General features: G+C 70.6%; 20 protein-coding genes. 11 read left to right on the top strand and 9 right to left on the bottom strand.

Going from position 1 to position 24,824, the window contains the following annotated elements; translation table 11 throughout:
• Positions 1–14 precede the first annotated feature (14 nt).
• Entirely contained in the window at positions 15–590 is a 576-nt protein-coding gene (locus ABZ780_RS01930) for a TetR/AcrR family transcriptional regulator (protein WP_356999296.1), read from the bottom strand.
• Positions 591–686: 96 nt separating this feature from the next.
• Between ABZ780_RS01930 and ABZ780_RS01925 the strand changes: the two genes are divergently transcribed.
• From ABZ780_RS01925 to ABZ780_RS01910, 4 genes are all read left to right on the top strand, one after another.
• A complete protein-coding gene (locus tag ABZ780_RS01925) occupies positions 687–1,619 on the top strand; it encodes an SDR family oxidoreductase (protein ID WP_356999293.1) in 933 nt (310 codons plus the stop codon).
• Between the two features lie 37 nt (positions 1,620–1,656).
• On the top strand, positions 1,657–2,265 hold the full coding sequence (locus ABZ780_RS01920) for a class I SAM-dependent methyltransferase (RefSeq protein ID WP_356999291.1): 609 nt from the start codon (positions 1,657–1,659) through the stop codon (positions 2,263–2,265).
• A 90-nt stretch (positions 2,266–2,355) separates the two neighbouring features.
• Positions 2,356–3,327 carry a PaaX family transcriptional regulator C-terminal domain-containing protein gene (locus ABZ780_RS01915; protein ID WP_356999288.1) on the top strand — a complete coding sequence of 324 codons (972 nt, stop codon included), beginning with the start codon at positions 2,356–2,358 and terminating at the stop codon, positions 3,325–3,327.
• 220 nt (positions 3,328–3,547) lie between these two features.
• Entirely contained in the window at positions 3,548–4,798 is a 1,251-nt protein-coding gene (locus ABZ780_RS01910; RefSeq protein ID WP_357483164.1) for a cellulose binding domain-containing protein, read from the top strand.
• Between the two features lie 73 nt (positions 4,799–4,871).
• On the opposite strand, the gene ABZ780_RS01905 is transcribed toward ABZ780_RS01910, so the two are convergent.
• The 3 genes from ABZ780_RS01905 to ABZ780_RS01895 are packed head-to-tail and all read right to left on the bottom strand — an operon-like array spanning position 4,872 to position 9,349.
• Positions 4,872–6,599, bottom strand: coding sequence for an IlvD/Edd family dehydratase (locus ABZ780_RS01905; RefSeq protein WP_357483161.1), 1,728 nt, complete (start codon positions 6,597–6,599; stop codon positions 4,872–4,874).
• Between the two features lie 42 nt (positions 6,600–6,641).
• Positions 6,642–8,156, bottom strand: a complete 1,515-nt coding sequence (locus tag ABZ780_RS01900) for an aldehyde dehydrogenase (NADP(+)) (protein WP_357483158.1) — start codon at positions 8,154–8,156, stop codon at positions 6,642–6,644.
• Complete coding sequence (locus tag ABZ780_RS01895; RefSeq protein ID WP_357483155.1) at positions 8,153–9,349, bottom strand: fumarylacetoacetate hydrolase family protein; 1,197 nt, start codon at positions 9,347–9,349, stop codon at positions 8,153–8,155. Before ABZ780_RS01895 ends, ABZ780_RS01900 begins: the two co-directional genes overlap by 4 nt.
• 262 nt (positions 9,350–9,611) lie before the next feature.
• On the opposite strand from ABZ780_RS01895, the gene ABZ780_RS01890 reads away from it, so the two are divergent.
• The 4 genes from ABZ780_RS01890 (at position 9,612) to ABZ780_RS01875 (ending at position 14,231) form a co-directional block, all read left to right on the top strand.
• Entirely contained in the window at positions 9,612–10,370 is a 759-nt protein-coding gene (locus tag ABZ780_RS01890; protein WP_357483152.1) for an IclR family transcriptional regulator, read from the top strand.
• A 106-nt stretch (positions 10,371–10,476) separates the two neighbouring features.
• Positions 10,477–11,931, top strand: coding sequence for an alkaline phosphatase PhoX (locus ABZ780_RS01885; RefSeq protein ID WP_357483149.1), 1,455 nt, complete (start codon positions 10,477–10,479; stop codon positions 11,929–11,931).
• A 124-nt stretch (positions 11,932–12,055) separates the two neighbouring features.
• A complete protein-coding gene (locus ABZ780_RS01880) occupies positions 12,056–13,186 on the top strand; it encodes a DUF4241 domain-containing protein (RefSeq protein ID WP_356999272.1) in 1,131 nt (376 codons plus the stop codon).
• 166 nt (positions 13,187–13,352) lie between these two features.
• Positions 13,353–14,231, top strand: coding sequence for a fructosamine kinase family protein (locus ABZ780_RS01875; protein WP_357483145.1), 879 nt, complete (start codon positions 13,353–13,355; stop codon positions 14,229–14,231).
• A gap of 112 nt (positions 14,232–14,343) precedes the next feature.
• On the opposite strand, the gene ABZ780_RS01870 is transcribed toward ABZ780_RS01875, so the two are convergent.
• Complete coding sequence (locus ABZ780_RS01870) at positions 14,344–15,285, bottom strand: oxidoreductase (RefSeq protein WP_357483142.1); 942 nt, start codon at positions 15,283–15,285, stop codon at positions 14,344–14,346.
• Positions 15,286–15,348: 63 nt separating this feature from the next.
• On the opposite strand from ABZ780_RS01870, the gene ABZ780_RS01865 reads away from it, so the two are divergent.
• Positions 15,349–15,792: a MerR family transcriptional regulator gene (locus ABZ780_RS01865; RefSeq protein ID WP_356999263.1), complete on the top strand. Its 444-nt coding sequence runs from the start codon at positions 15,349–15,351 to the stop codon at positions 15,790–15,792.
• 26 nt (positions 15,793–15,818) lie between these two features.
• On the opposite strand, the gene ABZ780_RS01860 is transcribed toward ABZ780_RS01865, so the two are convergent.
• From ABZ780_RS01860 to ABZ780_RS01845, 4 genes are all read right to left on the bottom strand, one after another.
• Positions 15,819–17,195: an AbfB domain-containing protein gene (locus ABZ780_RS01860; protein WP_356999260.1), complete on the bottom strand. Its 1,377-nt coding sequence runs from the start codon at positions 17,193–17,195 to the stop codon at positions 15,819–15,821.
• Between the two features lie 40 nt (positions 17,196–17,235).
• Positions 17,236–21,408 (bottom strand): hypothetical protein, encoded by a 4,173-nt coding sequence (locus ABZ780_RS01855; RefSeq protein WP_357483139.1) that lies wholly within the window; start codon positions 21,406–21,408, stop codon positions 17,236–17,238.
• A complete protein-coding gene (locus tag ABZ780_RS01850) occupies positions 21,401–22,846 on the bottom strand; it encodes a hypothetical protein (protein ID WP_356999254.1) in 1,446 nt (481 codons plus the stop codon). Before ABZ780_RS01850 ends, ABZ780_RS01855 begins: the two co-directional genes overlap by 8 nt.
• Positions 22,847–22,932: 86 nt before the next feature.
• Positions 22,933–23,538: a TetR/AcrR family transcriptional regulator gene (locus tag ABZ780_RS01845; RefSeq protein WP_356999252.1), complete on the bottom strand. Its 606-nt coding sequence runs from the start codon at positions 23,536–23,538 to the stop codon at positions 22,933–22,935.
• A 111-nt stretch (positions 23,539–23,649) separates the two neighbouring features.
• On the opposite strand from ABZ780_RS01845, the gene ABZ780_RS01840 reads away from it, so the two are divergent.
• The gene (locus tag ABZ780_RS01840) at positions 23,650–24,336 is read left to right on the top strand and encodes an SDR family NAD(P)-dependent oxidoreductase (RefSeq protein WP_357483135.1); all 687 of its coding nucleotides are present in this window, start codon (positions 23,650–23,652) and stop codon (positions 24,334–24,336) included.
• Between the two features lie 24 nt (positions 24,337–24,360).
• Positions 24,361–24,753 carry an ester cyclase gene (locus tag ABZ780_RS01835; protein ID WP_356999247.1) on the top strand — a complete coding sequence of 131 codons (393 nt, stop codon included), beginning with the start codon at positions 24,361–24,363 and terminating at the stop codon, positions 24,751–24,753.
• The last annotated feature ends 71 nt before the right edge of the window (positions 24,754–24,824 follow it).

The following is a 24,824-nucleotide window of genomic DNA, read 5'->3' as shown; positions in this document are numbered from 1 at the left end:
GTGCCACCCGCGGCCTAGCGCGGCGGCGCGTCGTGCTCCAGCGTCGCCAGGAAGGTCTCGGCGGCGTCCTGGATGCGGTCGCGGTCACCGGTGGTCAGCAGGTCGAGGAGCAAGCCGCGGATCGTCGCGATGACCAGGGTTGCGGTGCGGGTCGCCGCCGCCGGGTCGGTGCCCGGCCCCTGCGCGTCGACCAGGGAGCGCATCCAGTCGGCCACGACCCGATCGAGGAACTCGACGAACTGCTGCGGCGCCTGCAGGGCTCGTCCGTAGACCGCGAAGAACAGCCGGAACTCCGCTGACTGGCGCGGGTCGGAGGTGCGCGCCCAGACCGCCCGCGCCGCCGAGGCCAGGTCGGGTTGGTCGCCGACCGCGTCGCTCGTGGCGGCGAACGTCCGCTCCCGCAACCGCCCGAGGATCGCCTCAAGCATCTGCTCCTTGGTGCCGAAGTGGTGCACCAGCGTCGTGGTCGACACCCCCAGGGCGCTGGCCACCGGCCGCCACGACAGCTCGGCGAACCCGTGTTCGACCGCGTAGTCGACCGCGGCGTCGAGCAGGTCGGCCCGCCGCTGGTGATTGACCGGCCGCCCCATCAGCTCCGCCTCGTGATCCAGCTCGCCTTGCAGTTACTAGAGCGATCGTACTATCTTCATTCCTAGCACGATCGTTCTAGAAATAGGGAGGTCCCCGTGCACGTGTTTGTCACCGGAGCGTCAGGTTGGGTCGGTCGAGGGCTCGTCCCCGAGCTGATCGCCGCCGGCCACAAGGTCACCGGCCTGGCCCGCTCGGACGCGGCGGCCCAGTCCCTGCGGGCGATGGGAGCCGAGGTCCGCGCGGGATCGCTGGACGATCTCGACGTCCTCCGCGACGGGGCCACCTCCTCCGACGGCGTCGTCCACCTCGCGTTCAAGCACGACCTGTTCTTCGCGGGCGACGCTGCCGGCGCCACCACCGCCGATCGCACGGCGGTCGACACCTTCGGCGAGGCCCTCGCCGGCACCGACAAGCCTTTCGTCATGGCCTCCGGCATCCTCGGCGTGCTCGGGCTACCGTCCGGTGTCGTCGCCACCGAACGCGACGGGCTGACCCCGGACATCGGCAGCGCCGGCACGATCAGCGGTGCCGACGGACGGATGGCTACCGCGCGCCACGCTCTCGCCCTCGCCGACCACGGGGTCCGCTCCTCGCTCGTGCGGCTCCCACCCGCCACCCACGGCAAGGGCGACAACGGCTTCACCACCACCGCGGTCGGCTTCGCCCGCCACAAGGGCGCTGCGGCATACGTCGGTGACGGCAGCAACCGCTGGCCCGCCGTCCACCGCGATGACGCCGCACGGCTGTTCCGCCTCGCCGTCGAGTCCGCGCCCGCCGGCTCCGTGCTGCACGCGGTCGACGACGAGGGCGTACCGATCCGCGCGGTCGCCGAGGCGTTCGCCGCCCACCTGCGCGTCCCCGCCGTCTCGGTCAGCCCCGAGGAGGCTGGCGACTACGTCGGCTGGCTTGGCGCCCTCTGGGGAATCGACGGACCCGCCTCGGCGCATGTCACTCGTGACCTGCTCGACTGGCAACCGACTCGGCCTGGGCTGATCGCAGACCTCGCGCTCGGCCACTACTTCGCCTGAGCAACCCTGCGACCCCGCGGGCTCCTATAGTCGGGCGGTGAACGTGGAGCGGGTTCGGCAGGCGTACGCATCCGTCGCCGAGGTCTACATCGGGCTGTTCGGCACCAGCGAGCAGGTACACCCCGACGACCTCGCCTTCATCGGGCGGCATCTGGCGGGCCGACCGGGCCTGGTGCTCGACCTGGGCTGCGGTCCTGGCCACCTCACCGACCACCTCCGCGCGCTGGGCGTCGAGGCGACGGGTCTCGACCTGGTCGGAGAGTTCATCGCCCACGCGCGGGCGACCCACCCGAACGGTCGGTACCAGCTCGGGTCGCTGGAGAGCCTCGACGTCGCCAACCACTCCCTGGCCGGCATCCTGGCCTGGTACTCACTGATTCACCTGCCGCCGCAGGAGTTCGACGGTGTGCTCGCCGAGTTCCGGCGAGCGATGTCCCCGTCCGGAATGCTGGTGCTCGGTCTCTTCGACGGTGACGAGGTCGCCGCCTTCGACCACAAGGTCACGACGGCCTATCGCTGGCCCTTCGACGAGGTCTCCGAGCGGCTGGCGCGAGCCGGTTTCACGGAGGTCGAGCGTCTGCGGCGGCCCGGCGACGGCCAGCATCGACCGCATGGTGCCATCGCGGCCATCGCGACCGGAGGATGAGCCGCCCAGGCGACCTGGTCTGCCGCGCTCATGGCCCGTCTCACCGCAGGTCGGCGAGATGAGCGCGACGCGGTGGGGCAATCTGATGGGGTGAACGCCCCAGAGCCGGCCGACGACGTCCGAGTTCCCCGGGCCCAGGTCGGGCCCAGCCCGCAGCATCTGCTGACGACCCTGCTCGGCGAATATCTCGACTCCTCGGACGCCGACCTGCCGTCGTCGGCGGTCATCGCGATCCTGCGGGAGTTCGGGGTCAGCGAAGCCAGTGCCCGCGCCGCGTTGTCCCGACTGGTCAAACGTGGTCTCATCGCGGCCCGGGGCACCGGACGGTCGCCGGTCTATCACCTCACGCCCCAGGCGATCGCCAAGCACCGCTCCCGGATGCGTCACTTCCTGACCTTCGGCGCCCACCAGCCGCACTGGACCGGCGAGTGGGTGCTGGTGTCGTTCTCGATTCCGAACGCCGGCCAGGCCTCCCGTCACGCCGTACGCAAGGCGTTGAGCGCGCTGCGCTTCGTGGGCCTGTACGACAGCGTGTGGATCCGGCCGGGAACCGACGCCGCGCCGGCGAAGGAGTCGCTGACCGAGCTGCTGCACCACGTCGAGGGTGCGCGGTGGTCGGTCATGCACGTCCGGTTCGACGACGAGTCGGGGCCGCACGGCCCAGCCTCCGCGTACGACCTGACCGGTCTCGCTGCCGCGTACTCGGATTTCATCCAGCAGTACGCGGAGCTGCGGGTTGACGCCCTCGCCGGGCAGGTGGCCCCGGCCAGGGCACTGGTGGCGCGGACCTCCGCCATGGACTCCTGGCGGAAGTTCGCGGACGCCGACCCGGATCTGCCCCCGCATCTGCTGCCGCAGCCCTGGCCCCGCCAGCAGGCCAGGGAGACCTTCCTGGACATCCACTCCACGCTCGGCTCGCTCGCACAGGCGCGTCTCGTCCAGGTGGCGTCACCGCACTGGCCGGACGCCGCGTCCTGGATCACCCACTTCCAGGCTTCGCGGGATCCCGCGCGACCGGAGCCGACCGGCGGTACGCACGGCAGCCGGCCCCGCCCAGGCTGACAGCGGCCCAGCAGACCAGACATTGACACTTTTCGTTACGGCGGTGATAGTAAGTGCATACAGCTCCCGTCGGATCGCCCGTGGCGACCGCGGCCGGATGGTGGACGCCGCCCACATCCACCCGGCCCGTGGCCCGCGCCGACCACGCTGGTCGCGACGCGACCGCACGATCGCCGCCGCCGTCACAGGGAGCGCCGTCGCGATATCCCTGGAGGGGTCAATGCGAAAAAGATCGAAGGTCTACGCCGGGCTGGCGGCCACCATCGTCCCGGTCGCGTCCGTGATCATGGCGATCGGCGTGACGCCGGCCAGCGCCGCGGTCGGCGGCTCCGGGCCCTATCCGGCCGACTACGAGACGTCGGCCACCCTGGCCAACCACACCATCTTCCGCCCGCAGACGCTCCCGTCCGAGCGCCTTCCGATCGTCGTGTGGGGCAACGGCGCCTGCTCGGCCAACGGCCTCTCCCAGGGCAACTTCCTCCGCGAGATCGCCTCCCACGGCTTCCTCGCCATCGCCAACGGCGCCCCGAACGGGTCCGGCTCCACCAACTCCCAGATGCTCACCCAGTCCATCGACTGGGCAGTCGCGGAGAACTCCCGGCAGGGCAGCAAGTACTACAACAAGATCGACACGTCCAAGGTCGCCGTCGCGGGCTTCTCCTGCGGAGGTCTGGAGGCGTACGCCGTCTCAGGCGACCCCCGGGTCACCACGACCGGCATCTTCAGCAGCGGCCTGTTGAACGACGCCGACGACTACCAACTGCGGAGACTGACCAAGCCAATCGCCTACTTCGTCGGCGGTCCCAGCGACATCGCCTACCCGAACGCCATGGACGACTGGGGCAAGCTGCCCTCCGGGCTGCCGGCCTTCATGGGCAACCTGAACGTCGGTCACGGCGGCACCTACGACCAGACCAACGGCGGCGAGTTCGGCCGCGTGGCGGTGCTCTACTTCAAGTGGCGTCTCAAGGGTGACACGACCGCCGGCGGCAACTTCGTCGGCGCGAACTGCGGGCTGTGCCGCACCCAGTGGACCGTCCAGCAGAAGAACCTGACGCTCGGCGACAACCCACCGCCCACCACCCCGCCGCCCACGACGCCGCCACCCACCACCCCGCCACCCACCACCCCACCGCCCACCACGCCGCCACCCACCACGCCACCCCCGACCGGCAGCCCGGCCTGCACCGCTGTCTACGCCGTGCAGGACCAGTGGAACGGCGGATTCGTCACCAACGTCACCGTGACCGCCGGAGCCAGCGCGCTCACCGGCTGGCGGGTCACCCTCAACCTGCCGAGCGGGGCGTCGGTCAGCTCGCTGTGGAACGGCGTCAACAGCGGCACGAGCGGCACCATCACCGTCACGAACCAGAGCTACAACGGGCGACTGGCCGCCGGCCAGACTGCCACGTTCGGGTTCCAGGGCACCGGGAACGGCAGCGGCGCCACCGCCACCTGCACCGGAAGCTGATTTCCACCACCGCGTGAGCCCCTCGGCGGGCCGGTGCCCGATCACCGGCCCGCCGAGGGTGTTCCGCCGCCGGTCAGTGTGAGTGTCGGGGCACGGCGCTGCCGCTGCCACCGACGAGGAAGTCGAGGTCGGCTCCCCTGTCGGCCTGCAGGACGTGCTCGCTGTAGAGCCGCGTCCAGCCCCGGTCAGCCGTCAGCGGGGGTGGCTGCCAGGCGGCACGACGTAGCGCGAGTTCCGCGTCGTCGACCAGGAGGTCCAGGCGTCGCGTCGGGACGTCGACGTGGACCAGGTCACCGGTACGCACCAGCGCGAGCGGGCCGCCCACCGACGCCTCCGGGGCCACGTGCAGGACGCAGGTGCCGTACCCGGTGCCGCTCATGCGGGCGTCGGAGATCCGGACCATGTCCGTGATGCCGGCGGCGAGCAGCCGCCGTGGCATGGGCACGTTGCCCACCTCCGGGAAGCCGGGATAGCCCCGTGGCCCGGCGTTCCGCACCACGATCACCGTGTCCGGGGTGACATCGAGGTCCAGATCGTCGGCCGCGACGACGTACTCCTCGATCCGGTCGAAGACGAGCGCCGGGCCGGTGTGCGTGAGGAGGTGGGCGGAGGCAGCGGAGACCTTCAGCACCGCCCCGGACGGCGCGAGCGACCCGCGCAGCACCACCGTGCCCGACCCGGCGGGCTGGAACGGCGCCGCGAGGGTGCCGATGACCTGCCGGTTCCAGCACTGGGCGCCACTGATGTTGTCGGCGACACTCTTTCCGCTGACCGTGACGTGGTCGAGGTGCAGCAGCGGGGCGATCTCCGTCATCACCGCCGGGACCCCGCCGGCGTAGGCGAAGTCCTCCATGAGGTACGTACCCGACGGCATCAGGTTGACAAGCATCGGCACGTCGGCGGTGAGTGTGTCGAAGTCCTCCAGTGACAGCGGAACGCCGAGGCGTCCGGCGATCGCGAGCAGGTGTACGACGGCATTGGTGGAGCCGCCGATCGCCGCGTTGACCCGGATGGCGTTCTCGAACGCCTGCCGCGTGAGCACCGTGGACAGCCGTTGGTCCTCCTCGACCATGGCGACGATCCGGCGGCCGGCGGCGTGCGCGAGCGCGTACCTGCGCGAATCGACCGCCGGCACGGCGGCGGCCCCCGGCATCTGCACCCCCAGCGCCTCGGTCACGCAGGCCATCGTGGAGGCCGTACCCATGGTCATGCAGTGGCCCCGGCTGCGGGACATGCCGACCTCGGCCTCCGCGCAGTCGGCCACGGTCATCCGTCCGGCCCGCACCTCCTCGGTGAAGCGCCAGACGACGGTGCCCGAGCCGATGTCCTGGCCGCGGAACTTGCCGTTGAGCATCGGGCCGCCGGTCAGCATGAGGGTCGGCAGGTCCACGCTCGCCGCGCCCATCAGTAGGCCTGGGGTGGTCTTGTCGCAGCCGGAGAGCAGCACCACCCCGTCGAGCGGGTTGGCGCGGACAAGCTCCTCCAACTCCATCGCCAGCAGATTGCGGTAGAGCATGGTCGTGGGTCGCATGAGGGGCTCGCCCAGGCTCATCGCGGGGAACTCCAGCGGCAGGCCGCCGCTCTCCCACACGCCGCGCTTCACCGATTCGGCCAGGTCACGCAGGTGGGCGTTGCAGGGTGTCAGCTCCGACCAGGTGGTCGCGATGCCGATCACCGGGCGACCGTCGAAGACGTCGTCCGCGAACCCCTGGTTACGCATCCAGGACCGGTGGACGAACCCGTTACGGCCTTCGGCACCGAACCACTCGGCGCTGCGCCGCGGTCGATCTGTGGTCGACATCAGCACACCTCTCTGTCATCGGGATGTTGACGGGCGCCGGCGTCAGAGGTCGAATTCGAGCCGTCCATCGACGCGCCGGGGAATGACGGTGTACTCGTCGCGCAGTTCCTCGGGGAGGATCCATTCCGGCGCGTTCTGCCACGCGAGCGGCCGAAGGAATCGCCGGATCGACGTGGCGCCCACCGAGGTGTGCACGGCATTGGTCGACGGCCAGGGCCCACCGTGGTGCTGGGCCCACGACACCCGGACACCGGTGGGATATCCGTCGAAGACGATGCGACCCGAGCTGGCGGCGAGAACGTCGGCCAGCCGGCGTACGACGGCGGCATCATCGCGCGGTCCGAGATGGACGGAGCCGGTCAACGACGGCGCGACGGTCGCCAGCACGGCGTCGAGGTCGGCGACGTCGCGGTACCGGACCACGACCATGAGCGGGCCGAAACACTCGTCGGCGATCTCGGCGGTCAGCCCCGGCAGACCGACCTCCAGGAGCGTCGGCGCGACGGTGAAACCCACGCCAGGATCGACCACGGGCCGCGCCACGACCTCAGCGCCGGCCCGCTCGAACGCCCTGGCCCCGCTCTCGTACGCGTCCCGGATGCGCTCGTTTAGCAGCACCGTGCCGCCCGAGGCGGCGACCCTTTCCCGCAGCGCGTCGACCAGGTGCTCACCGTCCGGATCCGACGACACGAACGCCAGACCCGGTTTGGTGCACAGCTGACCGCCCGAGCCGGTGAAGGAGACAAACAGCCCTTCGGCGATCTGGTCGGCCCGGTCGGCGGACGCGCCGGGCAGGACGACGATCGGGTTCACGCTGCTCAGCTCGGCGTAGAAGGGAATGGGATCGGGCCGTTCGTCGATGGCCGCCTGGATGGCACGCGCGGCGCCGACGGAACCGGTCAGGGCCGCCGCGCGTATCGCGGGGTGGCGCACCAGTGCGCGACCGGCCTGCTCCCCGTACACGGTGGCGATCACGCCGTCGGGCCCGCCCAGGCCGCGGACCGCCGACCCGATCGCCTCGGCGGAGGCGTGCGAGGTCAGCGGGTGCGACGGGTGGGCCTTCAGGACGGTGGGACAGCCCGCGGCGAGCGCGGCGGCGGTGTCGCCCCCGGCGACCGAGAACGCGAACGGGAAGTTGCTGGCCCCGAAAACGGCGACCGGCCCGAGGGGTACGAGCATCCGCCGCAGATCCGGGCCGGGCCCGAGCGGTGTCTCGGCCGCGTGGTCGATGGCCGCCTCGACGTACCCGCCGTCGCGCAGCACGTCGCCGAAGAGACGGAACTGGAGCGCGGCCCGGGTGAGTTCCTGGTCAAGACGCGCGTGGCTCAGCCCGGTCTCCGTCTCCGCGGCGGCGACCAACTCCGCGCGGTGGGACTCCAGGGACGCGGCGATCGCGTCCAGCATCTCCGCCCTGCCGAGTCTGCCCAGACCGGACAACCACTGCGCCGCCCCGGACGCCTGGCCGGCGATCGCCTCCAGCCGGGACTCGTCGGTCTCGGTGAGATCCGTCGCGCGGCGTCGGCCGTCGCGCGGATCGACCGTGCTGACCACGTTCACAGCAGTCCTCTCTTTGCCAGGTTGGCCATCAGAGCCCGGACCCCGAACTGCCAGGGCTCGCACATCTCCGCGTGCCGCACACGGTTGACCAGGGTGCCGAGTGACGGGCAGCTGATCCGCACCACGTCGTCGACCTTGTGGGTGAAGCCCTCGCCGGGGCGGTCCCGATCCTGGATGGGCGCGAACATGGTGCCGAGCATCAGGGCGGCACCGTCGGGGTAGCGGTGGTGTGGGCCGATCAGCTGACGCACCAGCGCCTCCGGGTCGCGCGACATCCGCGTCATCTCCGAGACCGCCTCCAGTCGGAAGCCGTCCACCCCGCAGACCTCCAGACCCACCTTCAGCTCACGCACCTGTTCCAGGCCGAAGCGCTCGTCGAAGAGCCGGATCAGCGGGCCGAGGGAACACGAGGCGTTGTTGTCCTTCGCCAGCGGCAGCAGGAGCGCCGAGCGGCCCTCGACGTCCCGCAGGTTCACGTCGTTGCCGAGGGTGGCGCCGACGATCCGGCCGCTGGACTGGACGATGAGCGTGACCTCGGGCTCCGGGTTGTTCCAGGTCGACGCGGCGAGCACACCGACCGGCACGGCGGTGCCGACGGCGGAGAGGATCTGTCCCTTGGTGAAGATCTCCGCGTCCGGGCCGATCCCCACCTCCAGGTACTGGCTCCAGAGGCCCTCGCCGACCAGCAGGTTCTTGAGCCTCTCTGCCTCCGTCGAGCCCGGCTCCAGGCTGGACAGGTCGGTGCCGATGTCGTCGGACATGCGCCGACGGATGTCCGCCGCCACCGCCAGGTCTCCCCGTGCCCGCTCCTCGATGACGCGTTCGATCATCGAGACCGGGAAGGTCACGCCCGCGGCCTTGAGCGCCTGGAGGTCGACCGGGGCCAGCAACCAGGGCCGGGTACGGTCCGGGGACGCGGCGGCCGTGTTGGCCAGGATCTCCCCGAAGTCGCCCACCCGTGGCCCGTCAAGCCCGGCCACCGTCGCGGCGGGATCCGGCAGCTCGCACACGTCCCGGATGGTCGGGAACAGGTGGCTGAGGTCGATGACCTCGCCGTCCCGCACGGTGACGGGCGAGGGGCCGTCGACGGACGGGTCCCAGACCCGACCGATGAGGACGCTCTGGTCGACGTCGTCCGGCAGCGCCTCGGCGGGGGAACCGAACCAGTCCGCACCAGCGGCCAGTTCCGTCATGAGCCGCTCTCCACGATGGCGCGGTTGGCGCGGTGGAAGCCGACGACCGGTGTGTCGACAGCGACGATCTTCATGTTTCGCCCAGCCCTTCGCCGCGATCGACGGGGCGACCAATACCCATCAGAGTCAATCGGAGGAAATTGCAACGATCGTAGCGCCATGTGCAACGGTGTCAAGCAATGATTGCGCGGCCCGTGAACTACATTGCATATGATGCAACGACAGCGACGGGTCAACCCGCCGTGCGAGGGGAGACAGGGTCTTGGCGCAATCGATTCGCCGCGCGATCGACCTCATCCGTCGGTCGGCGGAGCACCCGTTGTCGCTCACGGAGGCGGCAGAGGTGCTCGGCGTCCACAAGTCCACGGCCCTGCGGATCCTGCAGACGCTGGAGGCCGCCCGCTTCGTGCGCCGGACCGGCGCGGGCACCTACGTGCTCGGCAGCGGGGTCATCGAGTTGTCCGAGCTCGCGCTCGGCTCGATGGACCTGCGGCAGTTCGCCGCCGCGCACCTCCGTGCGCTCCAGCGCGATACCGGCCACACCGTACACCTGGCGCAGCTGACCGGCGACGAGATCATTTACATCGACAAGGTCGACAGTCAGGCGTTCGACGCCGTGAAGCTGCCGTCCCGGGTCGGGCGCGCGGTGTCGATCTACGCGAGCGCCGTCGGCAAGACGATCGTTGCCTACCTGCCCCCGGATGAGCGCGACCGTCTCCTCTCCCACGTGGTCTTCGAACGGTTCACCGACACCACCCTGACCGACCACGACTCCCTCGAAGCCGAACTCACCAGCATCCGCGAACGCGGCTGGGCCACCGACAACGGCGAACACGACGCGTACGTGATGTGTGTGGCCGCACCGGTCAGGGATTCGCGAGGGCAGGTCATCGCCGCCGCCTCGATGACGGCGATCGAGGTCATCGCCAGCCTCGACGAGCTGATGAGCGCCCTTCCGCTCCTGCTGGAGACCGCGAACAAGATCTCACGCGAGCTCGGCTACACACCTCCCACCCCCTGATCGTCACTCCGATGTCACCGGTCGATCGCATCGATGACGTGTCGGAGTCGGTCCATGCGGATTGGCTGTCAGGCGTCGCACTTGCCTGGACCAGGAGCTGATCCACGTGCCTTCCTCTCGTCGTACCTTCCTCGCGGGCAGCGCCGCCGCCGGCGTGGGCCTTGCCGTCGCCGGCGGGCTGCCGTCGCTGGCGCAGGCCAGCCCGGGCCGGCCGCACCCGCCGGTCAAGGCCGGGCCCGTGCCCTTCCCCCCGCTCGTAAACGACCCCAAGGGCATCCTGGCCCTGCCCAAGGGCTTCAGCTACACAGTGGTCACCCGGACCGGGGTCACCCGGCTCGACCGCGGCCAGGGCGCGACCCCGGCCGACCACGACGGCATGGCTGTCTACGACGCCGGCAGCGGTCGCTACCACCTGATCCAGAACCACGAGATCGACCCCGGCGCCGAGTTCGGAGTGCCGCACGTCAAGGGCACGGTGTACGACCCGGGTGCCGTCGACGCCGGCGGTTGCACCGTGATCAAGACCGACCGTGCGGGCCGGAACCTGGGTGAGTTCGTCGCCCTCTCCGGCACCATCTCCAACTGCGCCGGCGGGCCGACCCCCTGGGGGACCTGGCTCACCTGCGAGGAGACCGAGGACCGGGCCGGCGACGAGTGGGAAGAGGGCGGCCGGTCCGGCGTCTACCAGAAGGACCACGGCTACGTCTTCGAGGTCTGGGCCGACGGCAGCGCGGACCCGAGGCCGGTCAAGTGCCTGGGCCGCTACTCCCACGAGGCCCTGGCGGTCGACAGGGACCGCACCAGGATCTACCTCTCCGAGGACGCCGACGAGCCCAACGGCCTCTTCTACCGCTGGACGGCGCCACACGGCGTGAAGCTGGGGCCGGGCGTGCTCACCCGTCTCGCACCGAACGCGGGCGTCCTCGCCGCGATGCAGATCATCATGGACGACGGCTCGGTGCTGCCCGACGTCGCCTACCTGACCTCCGCCCAGTTGGGCCGACCCTTCCCGGTCCGGTGGATCGAGGTGCCCGACCGCGACGCGCGGAACAAGCCCGTGCGCGAGCAGTTCACCGACGGCCAGGTCACCCGCGGCCGCAAGTTCGAGGGCGTGTGGGGCACCGACGAGGGCGTGTACGTGGTCAACTCCTACGCCTGGGACGACGGTGACCTGCCGGCGGACGCGGCTCCGCACGACGGCATGGTCTGGTTCTACAACTACAGGGACCAGACGATTCAACTGGTGACGTACTTCCCGCACCAGACCGCCTCGGAGGAGGGGACGCCGGTCCGGTACAACGACCTCACGTTCGACGGCCCCGACAACGTGACAGTCACCCCGTGGGGAAGCCTCGTCCTCGCCGAGGACGGCTCGGGCGCCTCCCACGTGCTCAGCGCGACTCCGGGCGGCCCGACGTACGCGATCGCCCGCAACCAGCTCAACGACTCGGAGTTCTGCGGGCCGACCTTCACCGCCGACGGCAAGGTCCTCTTCGTCAACATGCAGGACCCCGGCCTCACCCTGGCCATCACCGGCCCGTGGGAGAAGTACCTGGGCTGACGCCCACACCAGTGGGGGTCAGGCGACCGGCCTGGCCCCCACGACGCGGGTCGAGGCGGCAGGTAGGGTCACCGCCGTGCCAGCGAGGCTTGAGGCTGTCTACTGCGACGGGTGGGACGCCGGCGTGGTCAACCCGTTGACGTCGGTTGATGCGAGAGCACGCGACGCGGTGGGCGAGCCGTACACCGTCCTGCTGTTGCTCAACGGTCGGCTGTGCGCGGTGATGGACCTGTCCTGGAGCGATGGGTATTGCCGAATCACTCGATTCGACCCCGCTGACAGGCAACTGTCTCGGCACCTGCTGCGCGGCACCGACGAAGGCGACCTGTTCCTGCGCGAAGCCCGCACCTGGGATGGCCCAGCCGACGCGGGCAAGTACGAGTATCCGCACGTCGCGGCTAGGACAACCACGACGTACGGCATCTCCGGAATGCGTGCCGACATCGTGGAGCCGCGCGGAGACCGGGGTGCCCGGCAGGAGTCCACGTCGGAGCAGCGACCACCAAGGCTTCCCATCCCGGCTTTTGGCCAATGGAACGAGCTGTTGCGCCTCGCCGGGGAGGCATCCGCCGAGATTGTCGACGCCGTCCAGCACGAGCTGCCGGTGCGCGTGGAGACCCGCGCGCCGTGGCGACCGCCCCGTCCCCTGCGGCCCGACGGCATTGCGGAGCTGTTCGTCTCCGGCGCCATCGTCGACATCCACGACAAGCGGCTTCGCCTGTCGGTTCATCAGGCCGGGGAGCTTCGCCTGACCTCCGGCCGTCTGGTGGCGGCCGACCCCTCGTCGCTGGAGTTCGACGCCGAGCCGTTCACCGTCAGCGTGCCAGCGGGCGCGTACCCGGTCTCGATCAGCCTTGCCACCTTCCTCGACGACCCGCGCCACCGCCGGGTGTGCGCTGCCCGCCTTGACGTCAACGACCGGCCCACCGTGCGGTGGGAGCTGGCCTTGCGTGATGGCCAGGAGCCGATCGATCTGGGCCATCGGGAGTTCTTCGGGTTCGGCGTGGACGCGGGCATGGCCTGCTTCGTCGATGCGGACGCCCGCGAGCGGATGAAGGACGTCTGGCTGACCCTCGACGGCCTGATCGATCCCCGGCATCGCACGATTGACTCCGGAGCGATGGTCGCCTGGTCCAGCGGCTGGGGCGACGGTGCCTACCCCACCTGGATCGGCTATGACGCTGCCGAGAGCGTGACCTGCTTTGTCGCGGACATGCTGCTGTTCCCCACCGACAACGACGAGGACGACGACTGAGCTGACAGGACTCGCGAGCCGACAAACGTCAGCCGGTTCGAGCCGCGAGCCCTGATGCGAGTGACATGCACCCTCACGTACGGTGCGACGTGGAGCTGTTCCTCGATCGTCAACCGTCCCCTACGATCGGCCGGCAGACGCCCCGGCCCCAAGGGAGTGCGGCCCGATGGATTCGAAGATCCTGCTGGAACGCCTGCACCGGGCCGGGATGCGCGACGTCGTGGCGGTCGAGCCGGTGACGGGTGGGCTCGCGGCGCTCGCCGGCATAGCCACCCGCCGGGACGCGCCTGCGGTGTTCGTCAAGGCGTTCGCCGACGCACCAGCCGAGGACGTCTTCGTCACGGAGGCGCACGGGTTGGCCGCCCTGTGCGAGCGCGGCGGCGTGGCGACGCCTGAGGTGATCCTTGCGGGCCGGGACCTGCTGGTGCTGTCGGTGCTGCGGCCGAGGCCGCACGACGAGCACTTCTGGGAACGGTTCGCGCACGCGCTCGCCGGGATGCACCTGAGCACGACCTCCCCGCGCTTCGGCTGGGACCACGACAACTGGCTGGGCCGCCGCCGCCAGATCAACACCTGGGACGACGACGGCTTCGCCTTCTTCGCGCAGCACCGGTTGCTGCGCTGGCTCGGGCAGCCGCGCGTCGACGCGGCACTCGACCCCGGCGACCGGGCGGCGCTGGAACGGCTCTGCGACAGGCTGCCCGACCTGCTTCCCGACCGGCCGGCCTGCCTGACCCACGGTGACCTGTGGGCACAGAACATCCTGGCCACGCCGGACGGGCAGCCCGCGCTGATCGACCCCGCCGTGTCCTACATGTGGGCCGAGGTCGACCTCGCCCACGTCTGGTCCACTGCTCCCCCGCCCGAGGCGCGACGCTTCTTCGACGTGTACGCGGAACTGACCTCGCTCGACAGCGACTGGCGGGCCCGTATGCCGATCGTCCAACTGCGGCAGCATCTCGCCGTGCTGGCCCAGTTCGACGACGACTGGGGCGCGGCCGACCAGATCCGCGCCACCCTCGCCCCGTTCCGTACGCAAACCTGACCGCAGGTGCCCTCGGCTCGGCATGGCCGAACCGCTCGGGCACGGCCTCTCAGGGCCGCTCGGGGCATGGACGCGCGGCGCCGCGGGTGTGCGTGGGCCGGCCGGGCCAGGCTCAGTGGACGAGGCCGAGGCCGGTCAGGTCGGCCGAGAGCGCCCAGAGGCGGGCCGCCGCACCGCTGTCCGAGGGGTCGCCGCCGCTTTCGGTGGGGTCGCCGCCGACGACGATGCGACAGTCCGCGCAGTAGCCGCCGCCGTCCGCGTCGAGATCGGGCGACGTGGCGGCCCAGACCTGCGTCGCCGCGCCCTGCTCGGCGGTCTTGAAAAGGCCCGGCTTCGGAGTGCCGTCCGCGTCGATCCAGCCAGCGGCGACCATCTCCTCGACCGCGAGGTGCCGTTGCAGCGGGGTGCGGATCCAGCCGGGGTTGACCGAGAAGGCGCGGACGCCGTACGGCCTTCCGAGCAGGTCGAGGTGGCGGGCGAACAGGACGTTCGCGAGTTTGGACTGGGTGTAGGCCGCCCACTTGTCGTAGCCGCGCTCGAACTGCACGTCATCCCAGCGGATCCGCCACGACGGGTCACGTCCGGAGGCGACCGAGACCACCCGGGCCGTCCGGGCGGCGGTGAGCGCGGGCCACAGCAGGTTCGTCAGCGCGTAGTGGCCGAGGTGGTTGATCGCGAACTGTGCCTCCCAACCCGGCCCGACCCGCGTCTCCGGGCAGGCCATGACCCCGGCGTTCGCGATCAGGATGTCGAGCTTCGGGTGGTCGCGCAGGAACCGGTCGGCGAACGTCCGGACGGACGCGAGGTCGGCGAGGTCGAGCTGGTCGACCTCGACCCCGCCCACGCCGGCCAGCATCCGCTGCGCGTCGTCCGGCCTACGGGCGGGGACGACGACGCGAGCGCCCGCTCGGGTGAGCGCGAGGGTCGTGGCGCGGCCGAGGCCGGAGTAGCCGCCCGTGACGACAGCCGTCCTGCCGGTGAGGTCGATCTCGCCGAGGACGTCTCCGGCCGTGCTGTGGGCGCCGAACGTGGTGTGGGTCGCGTCGCTGGTCATGGCCCGGACGCTAGGTGCTAGACCAAGGTCTAGGTCAACGGTCAACGGGCTACCGTCGACGCCATGGCGGACGGGGACCTGAGCATCGGGCAGGTGGCGCGGCGCACCGGGTTGAGCGTGCACACGCTGCGGCTCTACGAGCGGGCGGGTCTGCTGGCCAGCGAGGTGCGGCGCGACCGGGCCGGCCGACGTGTCTACAGTGCCTGGGACGTCGAGTGGTTGGTGAACTGCGTGAAGTTCCGGGCCACCGGAATGCCCCTCACCACGATCAGCCGCCTGGCCCAACTCGTCCGCGAGGGCAGCGGCAACGAGGCCGAGCGGCTGACGTTGCTGCGCGAACACCGGCAGCACATCACCGGGCAGCTCGCCCAACTGCGCGACTGTCTCGACCTCGTCGACACCAAGGTGGCCAGCTACGAGCGACACCTCGCCGCCGGCGGCACCGGAGATCCCTGGCAACAGGAACCACCGCCCGTGCCGGGGGCGCACCGACACCAGGTCGGCTGACGCCCCCGGGTCAGACTCCCCAAGGTCTAGCTGGTGACGCGGAAGGTGGCGTCCGCGCGTCCGGTGGAGTCGGTGATCTGGTCGAGCCGCAACAGGTACTCCCAGTGCCGGATGTAGCGGTCCGGGAAGTTGTACGACTGGAACGACACCGCGCCGGAATCGGCCAGCCCGGCCACCCGTCGGAAGGTGGCATCGGCGGCGAACTGCGCGGTGCCCTCGTTACGGGCCAGCGAGAAGTCGTAGTCGAAGTGCCGGAGATAGTAGCCCGGGAAGTTCACCGACTCGAACGAGACGTAGCCACTGGACGCGTTGGCCAGGCCGGGCACCATCCGCCACTGGCTGTCGGCCGACGGGCTCACGTTCGCGTCGATTCGGACGTCGTAGCTGGCGTGCCGTACGTAGCGGTCGGCGAAGTTGTACGACTGCAAGCGGTTCACCGGCAGCGTGGGCGTGCCGACGCCGACGCTGGTCTGGGTGACGCGCTGAATGGTTCCGTCGCTGTTGTAGTTCAGGTAGTCCATCGCCAGGGATCGCCGGTAGTCGTTGCTCCCCGGCAGACCGTTGCGGTGGTAGGCGATGTACCAGCGGCCGTTGTACTCCGCGATCGAGTGGTGGTTGGTGTTGTTGTTGGTGTAGTCCAGCAGGATCCCGCGATAGGTGAACGGGCCGAGCGGACTGCTCGAGGTGGCGTAGGCGATCTGGCCGGGCCAGCCGGTGGAGTACGAGAAGTAGTAGATCCCGTTGCGCTTGTGCACGAACCCGGCCTCGCCGAAGGCGGTGCTGCTGCCGGTGCCCGTGATCGTGAGGTTCTGGACACCGCCGGAGGTCGAGATCATGTCGGCGTTGAGCCGGATCACCTTCGGTGCGCGGGCACCGCCGAAATACAGGTACGCCTGCCCGTTGTCGTCGACGAAGGCCGCTGGGTCGATCGGTTCCTCGCCGGTGTTGGCGTCGCGCCCGCGCTCCACGAGGGAACTGCCACGAGGATCACTGAAGCCGCTCGTGGGCGACGTGCTGCGTGCCACCCCGATCTTGGTCCGGTCGACCGGAAGGTACAGGTAGTAGTACCCGTTGCGCTGCACCGCGGACGGCGCCCAGGCGTACCGCGTCGCCCAGGAGAATCCGCTGACCGAAAAGGGCGCGCCGTGGTCGGTCCAGTCGACGAGATTGCTCGACGAGTAGACCCGCCACGCGTTGGAGTCCCAGTACGTACCGCTGTTGCCCTGGTCGTCCGTGGCGTAGACGTACACGCGATTGTTGGCGACGAGCATTGACGGGTCCCCGGCGAATCGAGTCACGATCGGGTTGGCCGCCTGTGCGGGCATGGCGACCAGGGTCGTGGTCACCAGGGCGAAGGACACGATCACGGACGCGATGGCGCGCCAGCGGGTTGTCAGTCTCATGAGACGGCTTCCTCTCGAGGGGTTGGCTGTCAGCGGGCGTTCAGCCGGGGGCGGGTCGATGCTCGGCGGGCAGCGGTCCGGGGTGCACGAGCAGCACACCCTCCACCGCGGCCACCACGATGTGGTGACCGGCCACCGCGAGGCTGTTGACGGTCACCTGAAGGGGCAGCACGGCCACCGGCGTCAGCGTCAGCGGGTCCCACAGCCGTACGGTCCGGTCCCAACCGCCGGTGACGAGCAGGAGGCGCCCAGCGGGTGTGGTGAACGTGGTGACGGCTGACACGCCGCTCGCGTGGGCCCGGGCCGGGGTGGCCGCGGGTTGCCGGGACGCCGGATCGAACAGGTGGAGGGTGCCGTCGCGCCAACCCGAGGCGATGAGACATCGACCACCGACCTCGTAGGCCGCGAGCGAGAGGACCCGCTTGGCGCGCACCCTGATCGGCTCGTCGGCCTCCTGCTTCAGCAGGGGATCCCAGAGTCGGATGGTGCTGTCGTCGCCGCCGGTCGCCACGCGTACGCTCCGGCTCCCGTCGTTGGCGCGGAACACGGCGGCAGCCCTGATCCAGCCCGAGTGCCCCTCCAGCACTGCACGCAGGCGCGGGCCGCGGGTGTTCAGTGCCCAGAGCGCCACCGTCTTGTCGACGCCGGCGCTCACCACGAACTGCTCTCCGGCGGTGGTACGGAAGCCGGCGAGCGTCAGCACCTCGGCCGTGTGCCGCCAGTTCGCCTCACCGATCTGGCGGCCACTGCCCGGTTCCCACATCCGTACCGTCCGGTCCCTGCCGGTGGTGACCAGACAGGGCGCGCCGCTGGGGTCGGTCGCCGCCAGGACCGCGTTGATCGCGCCCCGGTGCCCCGCGATGAAGTCCCCCGCCTGCTCAGCGTCGGAGGTCGACCAGATCCGGACCTTCCGATCGGCACCGACGCTGGCGAGCATCTGGCGTCGCCGACGGGGGTAGACCGCGACGGCCAGGACCCGACCGATGTGGCGTCGGCCCGCGGTGCCCGACGGCGGTTCGGCGTACGGGTTCCAGACCCGGACGTCGTGGTCGTGCCCTGCCGAGGCGACGACCGGGAACTGTCGCTGGTCGGAGAAGACGGCCACCGCCCGGATGCCACGACGGTGCTTCCGTTCTGGATCGACCAGGATCTCCTCGCCCGCGTTGGGGTCCCAGATCCGCACGGTGCGGTCGTCACCGCCGGAGACGAGCAGCGCGGCACCGGAAACCCCGGTGCACGACGCCACCGTGTGCACCGCCCTCATACCGTCCGGGCCCGCGACCCGGAGTGGCTGCTGGACCTCCCGGCAGGTCTGCGGATCCCAGATGCGGATGCGACCCTCACCGCCCGCCGAGGCGAGACGCGGCTGGTGGCCCCGGCCGGTGAAACTTGTGACGTCGTAGACCCAGTCGGTGTGGCCGGACAGGACGCCCCGCGGCTCGCCGGTCAGTGGATCCCAGATCCGCAGGTGCCGGTCACGTCCGGCGGTGGCGACCAGGGGCTGCCCGTCCACGCTGGTGAAGGCGGTGACCGCCATGATCCAGTGCTCGTGCCCCGCGCAGACGAACAACAGCTCATGGCTCTTCAGATCCCAGACCCGCAGCAGCCTGTCCTCTCCCCCGGAGACGAGCAGGAGGCGATCCCCGGTGGCCACCGCTGCGAGCGCACGCACCCGGCCGACATGCCCTACCAGCGGCTCCGGTCGGGAGCGGCGACGGTACGGGTCCCAGAACCGGATCGTGCCGTCGGCGCCGCCCGACACGACGAGGTGGCGGCCGTCCGCCTCGGGAACCGTGGTGAGGGCCCAGACGGGGCCGCCGTGCCTCCCGAGCCGATCGACCTGCCCGGTCGCCGAATCGATGAGCCGGATGACCCCGTCGTCGCCGGCACTGACCAGTCGGGTGCGGCCCATTCCGGTGAACGCCGTCAGCGCGTGCACCAGCCCGTGGTGTCGGCCGACCATGGCATGCGTCGTCTCCCGGGCCAGCCAGGCGCCGTCCAGAGACCAGGAGTCGCGGTCGTCGTACCCGGAGAATCGGTTGACGCCGGCGTACCGCGCCATGGCGACCTCGCGGATGCCCCGTCGGTCGGCGTGCCGGGCGGTGGCCAGCAGGTGGCCGGCGGCGGTCGCCCCCCTGATCTCCGCCGGCAGGTCGGGGGTGCCGAGGGCGTCGCGGATGAGGTCGGTCCGCAGCCGGGCACCGTCCAGCAGGTCGAGAATCCGTGGGCGGCCCGCCAGTTCACGCCATCCGGCCTGGCCGGCCGCCGCCGCGTGTGCGGACAGGTACGCGATGAGGTAGGGCGGCGGAGCGTCGCCGGCGTTACCGGCGAGCCGCAGCAGCGCCCGCACGATCACCAGGTGTACGGCGGCCTCGTCGGCGCGATGGCGCTCGCGGAGTACCTGCTGGTAGACGTTGTGCGCCAACCGGTAGACCGTCGCGCCGTTCTCCAGGTCGGCGACGAGATAGCCGGCCGCGTGCCGCCGGACGGTGGCGGCGATGTCGTTGGTGGTGATCCGCGGCCCGTCGGTCAGCGCCTCCGCGACGGTCGCCCAGATCGAGGCCGCGCTCGGCAGACCTCGACCGCGCATGAAGGCGAGCGCCAGCAGCAACCTCGGCACCGCGGGCACCTCTGCGCTGACCCGGTCGAGCCAGTCGGCGAAGATCCCGCCACGGCCGCGTGCGAGGACGGCGTCGAGTGCGGTCGGGTCGGTGAGAAGAGCCGGACGGTCCAGCAGCTCGCCCACCGCGAGGCGGGCGAAGAGGAAGTCCCGACCGCCCCCGGCGATCTGCCGTGCGGAGGTGAGTGCCGCCTTCGCCGGAAGTTCGGGGAACGCGTGGGTGAGTCGGCTCACCACGTACTCCACGGCGGTCGACTCGTCGTACTCGACTCTGATGGCCGGCTGATCTCCCAGCGCCTCCAGCAGAGAGGTCGTCGGACGGGTGCCGACGATGACGCGGATGCCGGACCGCTCGGCGATTCGGGCGAGCATCATGGCGACGACCTCGGGCTCCTGCGCTTCGTCGAGGGCGTCCACGAGCAGCGTGACGGGCGGCAGTCCGTCAGCCAGCCAGTCGGCGAGCAGCCGGGGGTCGTTGTGTGGCGGCACCGCGGGTAGCCCGCCGGCCTCGGCGATGGCCAGTGCCAGGGACCGGCGGTCGAACCCGGTCAGCAGCAGCGCGGCGGTGAACACGTCGTCGTCGGGCCGACCCTCCTGGTCGGCTGTCAGGTGGAGACCCAACTGGGCGAGCACCGTACGCATCGGCGGCCTGGACTGGACGAGAACCTGGCCCAGGAGCGCTGATTTGCCCACCCCCGGGTCACCGATGACCGGCAGCAGACCGTGGTCGTGCTCGCGCAACCAGCCCGCGATGCGCCGCTGCTCGGTGGCCCGTCCGGTGAAGTACCAGCTCAGGTCACCGGCCTCGCCGCCCCGGAGCGGCCGGACGAAGTGCAGGCGTTCGGTTTCGCTGAGGGCGTTGATCGCCTGCTCCACCTCGGCGGCGAGGTCCACGGGCGCGGTGACGGGCACTGGCGCGTGCCGTCGGACCAGCGCCGCGTCGGCCGGCATGCGCAGGCTGGCGACGTACGCGCCGCGCAGACCGTCGGTCTCCAGTTGGCTGACCAGCTCGGCCAACGGGATCCGGTCGTTGCGCGCGTAGTGGGTACGCAGGGTCTGGTCGAGCTGGCGGCTCAGTTCCCCGAGCCGGGTCTGGCCGTCGCCGGATGTGCCGAACAGCAGCAGTCGCCGGGCCGTGGTCTGACCGGTGACGTACGCGGTGAGTTGCTGGACGAACGTCGCCGAGGTGCAGGCGTCGATGATCACGAGGGTCCACGGTGGCTGCGCCTCGCCGTCGCCGCGGTAGCCCAGTTCGTTGCCGATCTGGGCGGGGATGATGCCGCTGGGGTGCCGCTGGTCGGTGAGGTAGTGCGCCAGGAGCGCCGTCTGGCTGTCGCGGTAGCCGTGGCCCAGCCAGTAGATGATGGTGTCGCGCCGGGGCCACTGTTGGTTCCACAGGCGCAGCCGGTCGGTCACCGCGTCCGACCCTCGCTCCTCGGGCGGCACGGACCACGGCAGGTGTTCGCATCCGAATGCCGCCAGGATGGCGTGGAGCCGACCGACCTCGGCGTCGACGTCCAGTTCGGGCCAGCTGGTGTCGCGGTACCTGCCGATCGGGAAGGGGACGAGAAGCGGCGCCTCGTCGCTACCCATGTGCGCCGCTCGATGGCCCGGCGAGCACGACCTGGCTGATGATGCCGGCGCGAGACGTCAACTCCAGGCGGTAGAGGCCGGGGGCCGGCAGTGTCACCGGGACCTGGACCGAGCCGTCGCGGATCTCGACGGGCCACGGCACCCGGCGGTGTCCGTTGGAGAGTGCGACGACGGCGGCCTCGACCTCGGAGGGACGGCTCACCCCACGGACCGTCGCCGTCCACTCCAGCCCGGCCGCGACCGGGGTGTCCGGCACCTCGACGCCGACGCCCTCGTCGTCACCGAGAGGCGGCCCGAGCTGGTCGAGATCGCGCTCCCGTAGCGTCCGGGTCACCTCGCGGAGCACCGCGTCGGCCCGGGCAAGATCCTGGTGCTGCTGCGCGAAGCGGACCGGACGAAGGCCCGGCAGCTCGGCGGATCCGGTGGGCACCGTGCCGTCCCCGTAACGGTTCGACCTGCTGGTACCGAGTTCGGTGTGCAGGAGCGTGACGACGCCGTCGCTGAGGCGCAGGCTCTGCGGAGTCGGCTGCGCTCCGCCGAGGACGAGCCGATGGTCGTCGAGGGTGCCCACCGTGGCGGTTTGCCGGCTCGCCCAGGCCTCGGTGTGGTCCGGATCGCCGCCGAGTGCCCGCACGTCGGCGCAGGTGAGATGGCGTCCGTCGCCGCCGTCGTCCACACACCGAAACCTGGGCAGCAGATCGTAGAGCCCCGGCAGGGTGGCGGCGAGCGCCCGGACGCCGTCGTCGGCGTCGGGGCGTCCGAGGGATGCCAGCGGTCGGTGGCTGGGCAGCGGGACGGGCAGGCCCACGCCGGTGTTGAGCAGCGCCGCCGCCTTCAGGGAGCCGTGAAACGGGGTGCCCAGGGTCACCACGGCGCGGATCAGCTCGCGCATGCCCGGGATGGCGGCGGCCTGGCGGGCGAGCAGGCCGCCCATGGAATGGGCCACCATCACCACCATGGCGGGGCGACCGGTGGGGTGACGGCGACGCGCGCCCTCGTGCTCCGGGGTGGCCCGCCACCGCTCCAGGGCCGCCAGCACCGAGGTGCCGAGCAGGCCGGAGTTGTGGCCGACCGGGAGGCGCCAGTCGTACGGGAACTCCAGCAGTGCCCGGGGATCCACGACGCAACCGCGTGCCGCGTCGACCAGCCTCGTGTACGGCTCGGCCCCGCGCAGGAACGGCAACCACTCCGGCAGGCGCAGCAGTCGGGTCGGACGGACGCGCCCGTACTCGCCGGCGGTTTCACGCTCGTCGAGGGCCAGGTCCCGCAGGGGCGCACCGTCCAGCCAGGACCTGAGCAGCAGGGGCACCGACGCTCCCCAGAGAGTTCGCCGCCGAACCGTGTCGTACAGCTCGCTACCCATGATCCCCGGCACCACGACCACGAGATCGTGGGTCAGGTTCGGGTAGAGACGACGATCGTCACCTTGGGTGCCCATGGCCTCAGAGGATAGTGACCGTCGTCCATCGAAAACACGGCCGCACGGAGGGCTCTTCTGCCGGTCCGGGCTACCTCACCGCCGCCTCAGGGGTGGAGCGCGAGGGCTCGCAGCGCGATGTCGACCGAGGCCTGGAGGTCTTCGCGGGTCGCGCCTGCAGCGGCGTGGACGGCGTGACCCTCGCTGAGCGCCATCACGAATCGCGCCAGCGCCCGGGCGTCCATGCCGTCCGGGAGGTCCCCCTCGGTCCCCGCGCGGGACAGTCGTTCTTCCAGCGCGGACTCGGTGTCGGCCCGCCCGGCGGCCAGGATCTCGGCGATGCGGGCGTTCTCCGGCGAGCAGGCCAGGCCGCCCTGGATGGAGAGGCACCCCGCGGGGTGGTCACTGGCGGTGAGGCCGTCGGCGCTGGCGCGCAGAAAGGCCTCGATGACGGCGTACGCGGTGGGTTGTTCGAGTGCCGCGCGGGCGCTGGTCAGCTGGGTCTCGTGGTAGCGGGCGAAGGCACGCTGGAACAGCTGCTCCTTGTTGCCGAACGTGGCATACAGGCTCGGCCGGTTGATGCCCATGGCGCTGGTGAGGGTGCTCAGGGACGCGCCCTCGTAGCCGTGTCGCCAGAAGACCTCGACCGCCCGGTCGAGGACCGCCTCCTCGTCGAAGGCCCGGGGTCGTCCGCCCGTGGATGTCGCACTCATGACCCCATAGTACCGCGCGGTACAAATCGTGACCCGGCTCACCTACCGCTCAGTACAAAACCTGTTACGGTTACCCGGCAACCGAGCGGTACAAAAGAGCAGGGGAAACACATGACCGTCACGCTGATCACCGGTGGGAACAAGGGCATCGGTTTCGAGACAGCCAGACAACTTCTCGAACTGGGCCACAACGTCTACATCGGCGCACGCGACGTCGAACGAGGCGAGAAAGCCGCGGCCGAGTTGGGCGCACGGTTCGTGCAGCTCGACGTCACCGACGACGCGTCGGTGAACGACGCGCTGGCGACCATCAATTCGGCGGAGGGCCGACTCGACGTCCTGGTGAACAACGCGGGCATCCTCGGCGACGGCCCTCTCAGCGGCCCCAAAGCCCTGCGGGTGTTCGACACCAACGCGGTGGGGATCGTCCGCGTCACCGAGGCAGCACTGCCTCTGCTGCGCAAGTCGTCGAACCCGACGGCGGTCACCGTTTCCAGCAGCCTCGGATCGTTCTGGGCGGTCACCAACCCCGAACGTCCCGAATACAACCTCCCGGCGGCGCTCTACGCGGCGTCCAAGTCGGCGGCCACCATGCTGACGATCCAGTACGCCAAGGCGAACCCGGGCATCAAGTTCAACGCGATCGAGCCCGGCGCCACCGCCACCGACCTGACCGCCGCCTACGGATTCGGACGGTCACCGGCGGAGAGCGCCAAGACGGTCGTACACCTCGCCACGCTCGGCCCCGACGGGCCCACCGGAACCTTCACCGATGAGTTCGGCCCCTTCAACTGGTAACACCGAGAAACAGGAGAAAATCTGATGACTGACAACAACCTGCGTGACTGGTACCTGCGCTACGTCGCCGACCTCAACGCCCACAAGTTCGACGGCATGGACGAGTTCATCAACGACACGGTGATGCTCAACGGCGAGCCCGGCACCCGGGACGACGTCCTCAACGTGCAGAAGCACGACGTCGACGCCGTCCCGGACCTGCGCTGGGAGGTCAAGGAACTGCTGTTCGACCGTGACCGCATCGCCGTACGCGCGATCAACACCGGCACGCCGGTGAAGGAGTGGCTCGGTGTGCCGCCGTCCGGCAGGTCCTTCGAGATCGTCGAGTACGCCATCTACAAGGTCAGCGACGGCCGGTTCGTGCAGATGACGGCCCTGCACGATTCAGCCGAGATGCTTCGGCAACTGACCGCCTGACAGCATCCACGGTTGCCGCGTCCGCTCGCTCCCCCGAGCGGACGCGGCAGAGGCCTGTCATCCTGACAGGC

Origin of the sequence: Micromonospora sp. NPDC047467 (assembly GCF_040643095.1) — a bacterium.
Lineage (GTDB): Bacteria > Actinomycetota > Actinomycetes > Mycobacteriales > Micromonosporaceae > Micromonospora.
The sequence above is the reverse complement of the archived record's forward strand: the minus strand, read 5'-3'. Positions and strand labels throughout refer to the sequence as shown.

Bases quoted from the DNA above. Each gene is read 5' to 3' on its own strand.
- ABZ780_RS01930 (WP_356999296.1), bottom strand. From the start codon at position 590: ATGGGGCGGCCGGTCAATCACCAGCGGCGGGCCGACCTGCTCGACGCC.
- ABZ780_RS01910 (WP_357483164.1), top strand. From the start codon at position 3,548: ATGCGAAAAAGATCGAAGGTCTACGCCGGGCTGGCGGCCACCATCGTC.
- ABZ780_RS01905 (WP_357483161.1), bottom strand. From the start codon at position 6,599: ATGTCGACCACAGATCGACCGCGGCGCAGCGCCGAGTGGTTCGGTGCC.
- ABZ780_RS01895 (WP_357483155.1), bottom strand. From the start codon at position 9,349: ATGACGGAACTGGCCGCTGGTGCGGACTGGTTCGGTTCCCCCGCCGAG.
- ABZ780_RS01875 (WP_357483145.1), top strand. From the start codon at position 13,353: ATGGATTCGAAGATCCTGCTGGAACGCCTGCACCGGGCCGGGATGCGC.
- ABZ780_RS01870 (WP_357483142.1), bottom strand. From the start codon at position 15,285: ATGACCAGCGACGCGACCCACACCACGTTCGGCGCCCACAGCACGGCC.
- ABZ780_RS01865 (WP_356999263.1), top strand. From the start codon at position 15,349: ATGGCGGACGGGGACCTGAGCATCGGGCAGGTGGCGCGGCGCACCGGG.
- ABZ780_RS01860 (WP_356999260.1), bottom strand. From the start codon at position 17,195: ATGAGACTGACAACCCGCTGGCGCGCCATCGCGTCCGTGATCGTGTCC.
- ABZ780_RS01855 (WP_357483139.1), bottom strand. From the start codon at position 21,408: ATGGGTAGCGACGAGGCGCCGCTTCTCGTCCCCTTCCCGATCGGCAGG.
- ABZ780_RS01850 (WP_356999254.1), bottom strand. From the start codon at position 22,846: ATGGGCACCCAAGGTGACGATCGTCGTCTCTACCCGAACCTGACCCAC.
- ABZ780_RS01845 (WP_356999252.1), bottom strand. From the start codon at position 23,538: ATGAGTGCGACATCCACGGGCGGACGACCCCGGGCCTTCGACGAGGAG.
- ABZ780_RS01840 (WP_357483135.1), top strand. From the start codon at position 23,650: ATGACCGTCACGCTGATCACCGGTGGGAACAAGGGCATCGGTTTCGAG.
- ABZ780_RS01835 (WP_356999247.1), top strand. From the start codon at position 24,361: ATGACTGACAACAACCTGCGTGACTGGTACCTGCGCTACGTCGCCGAC.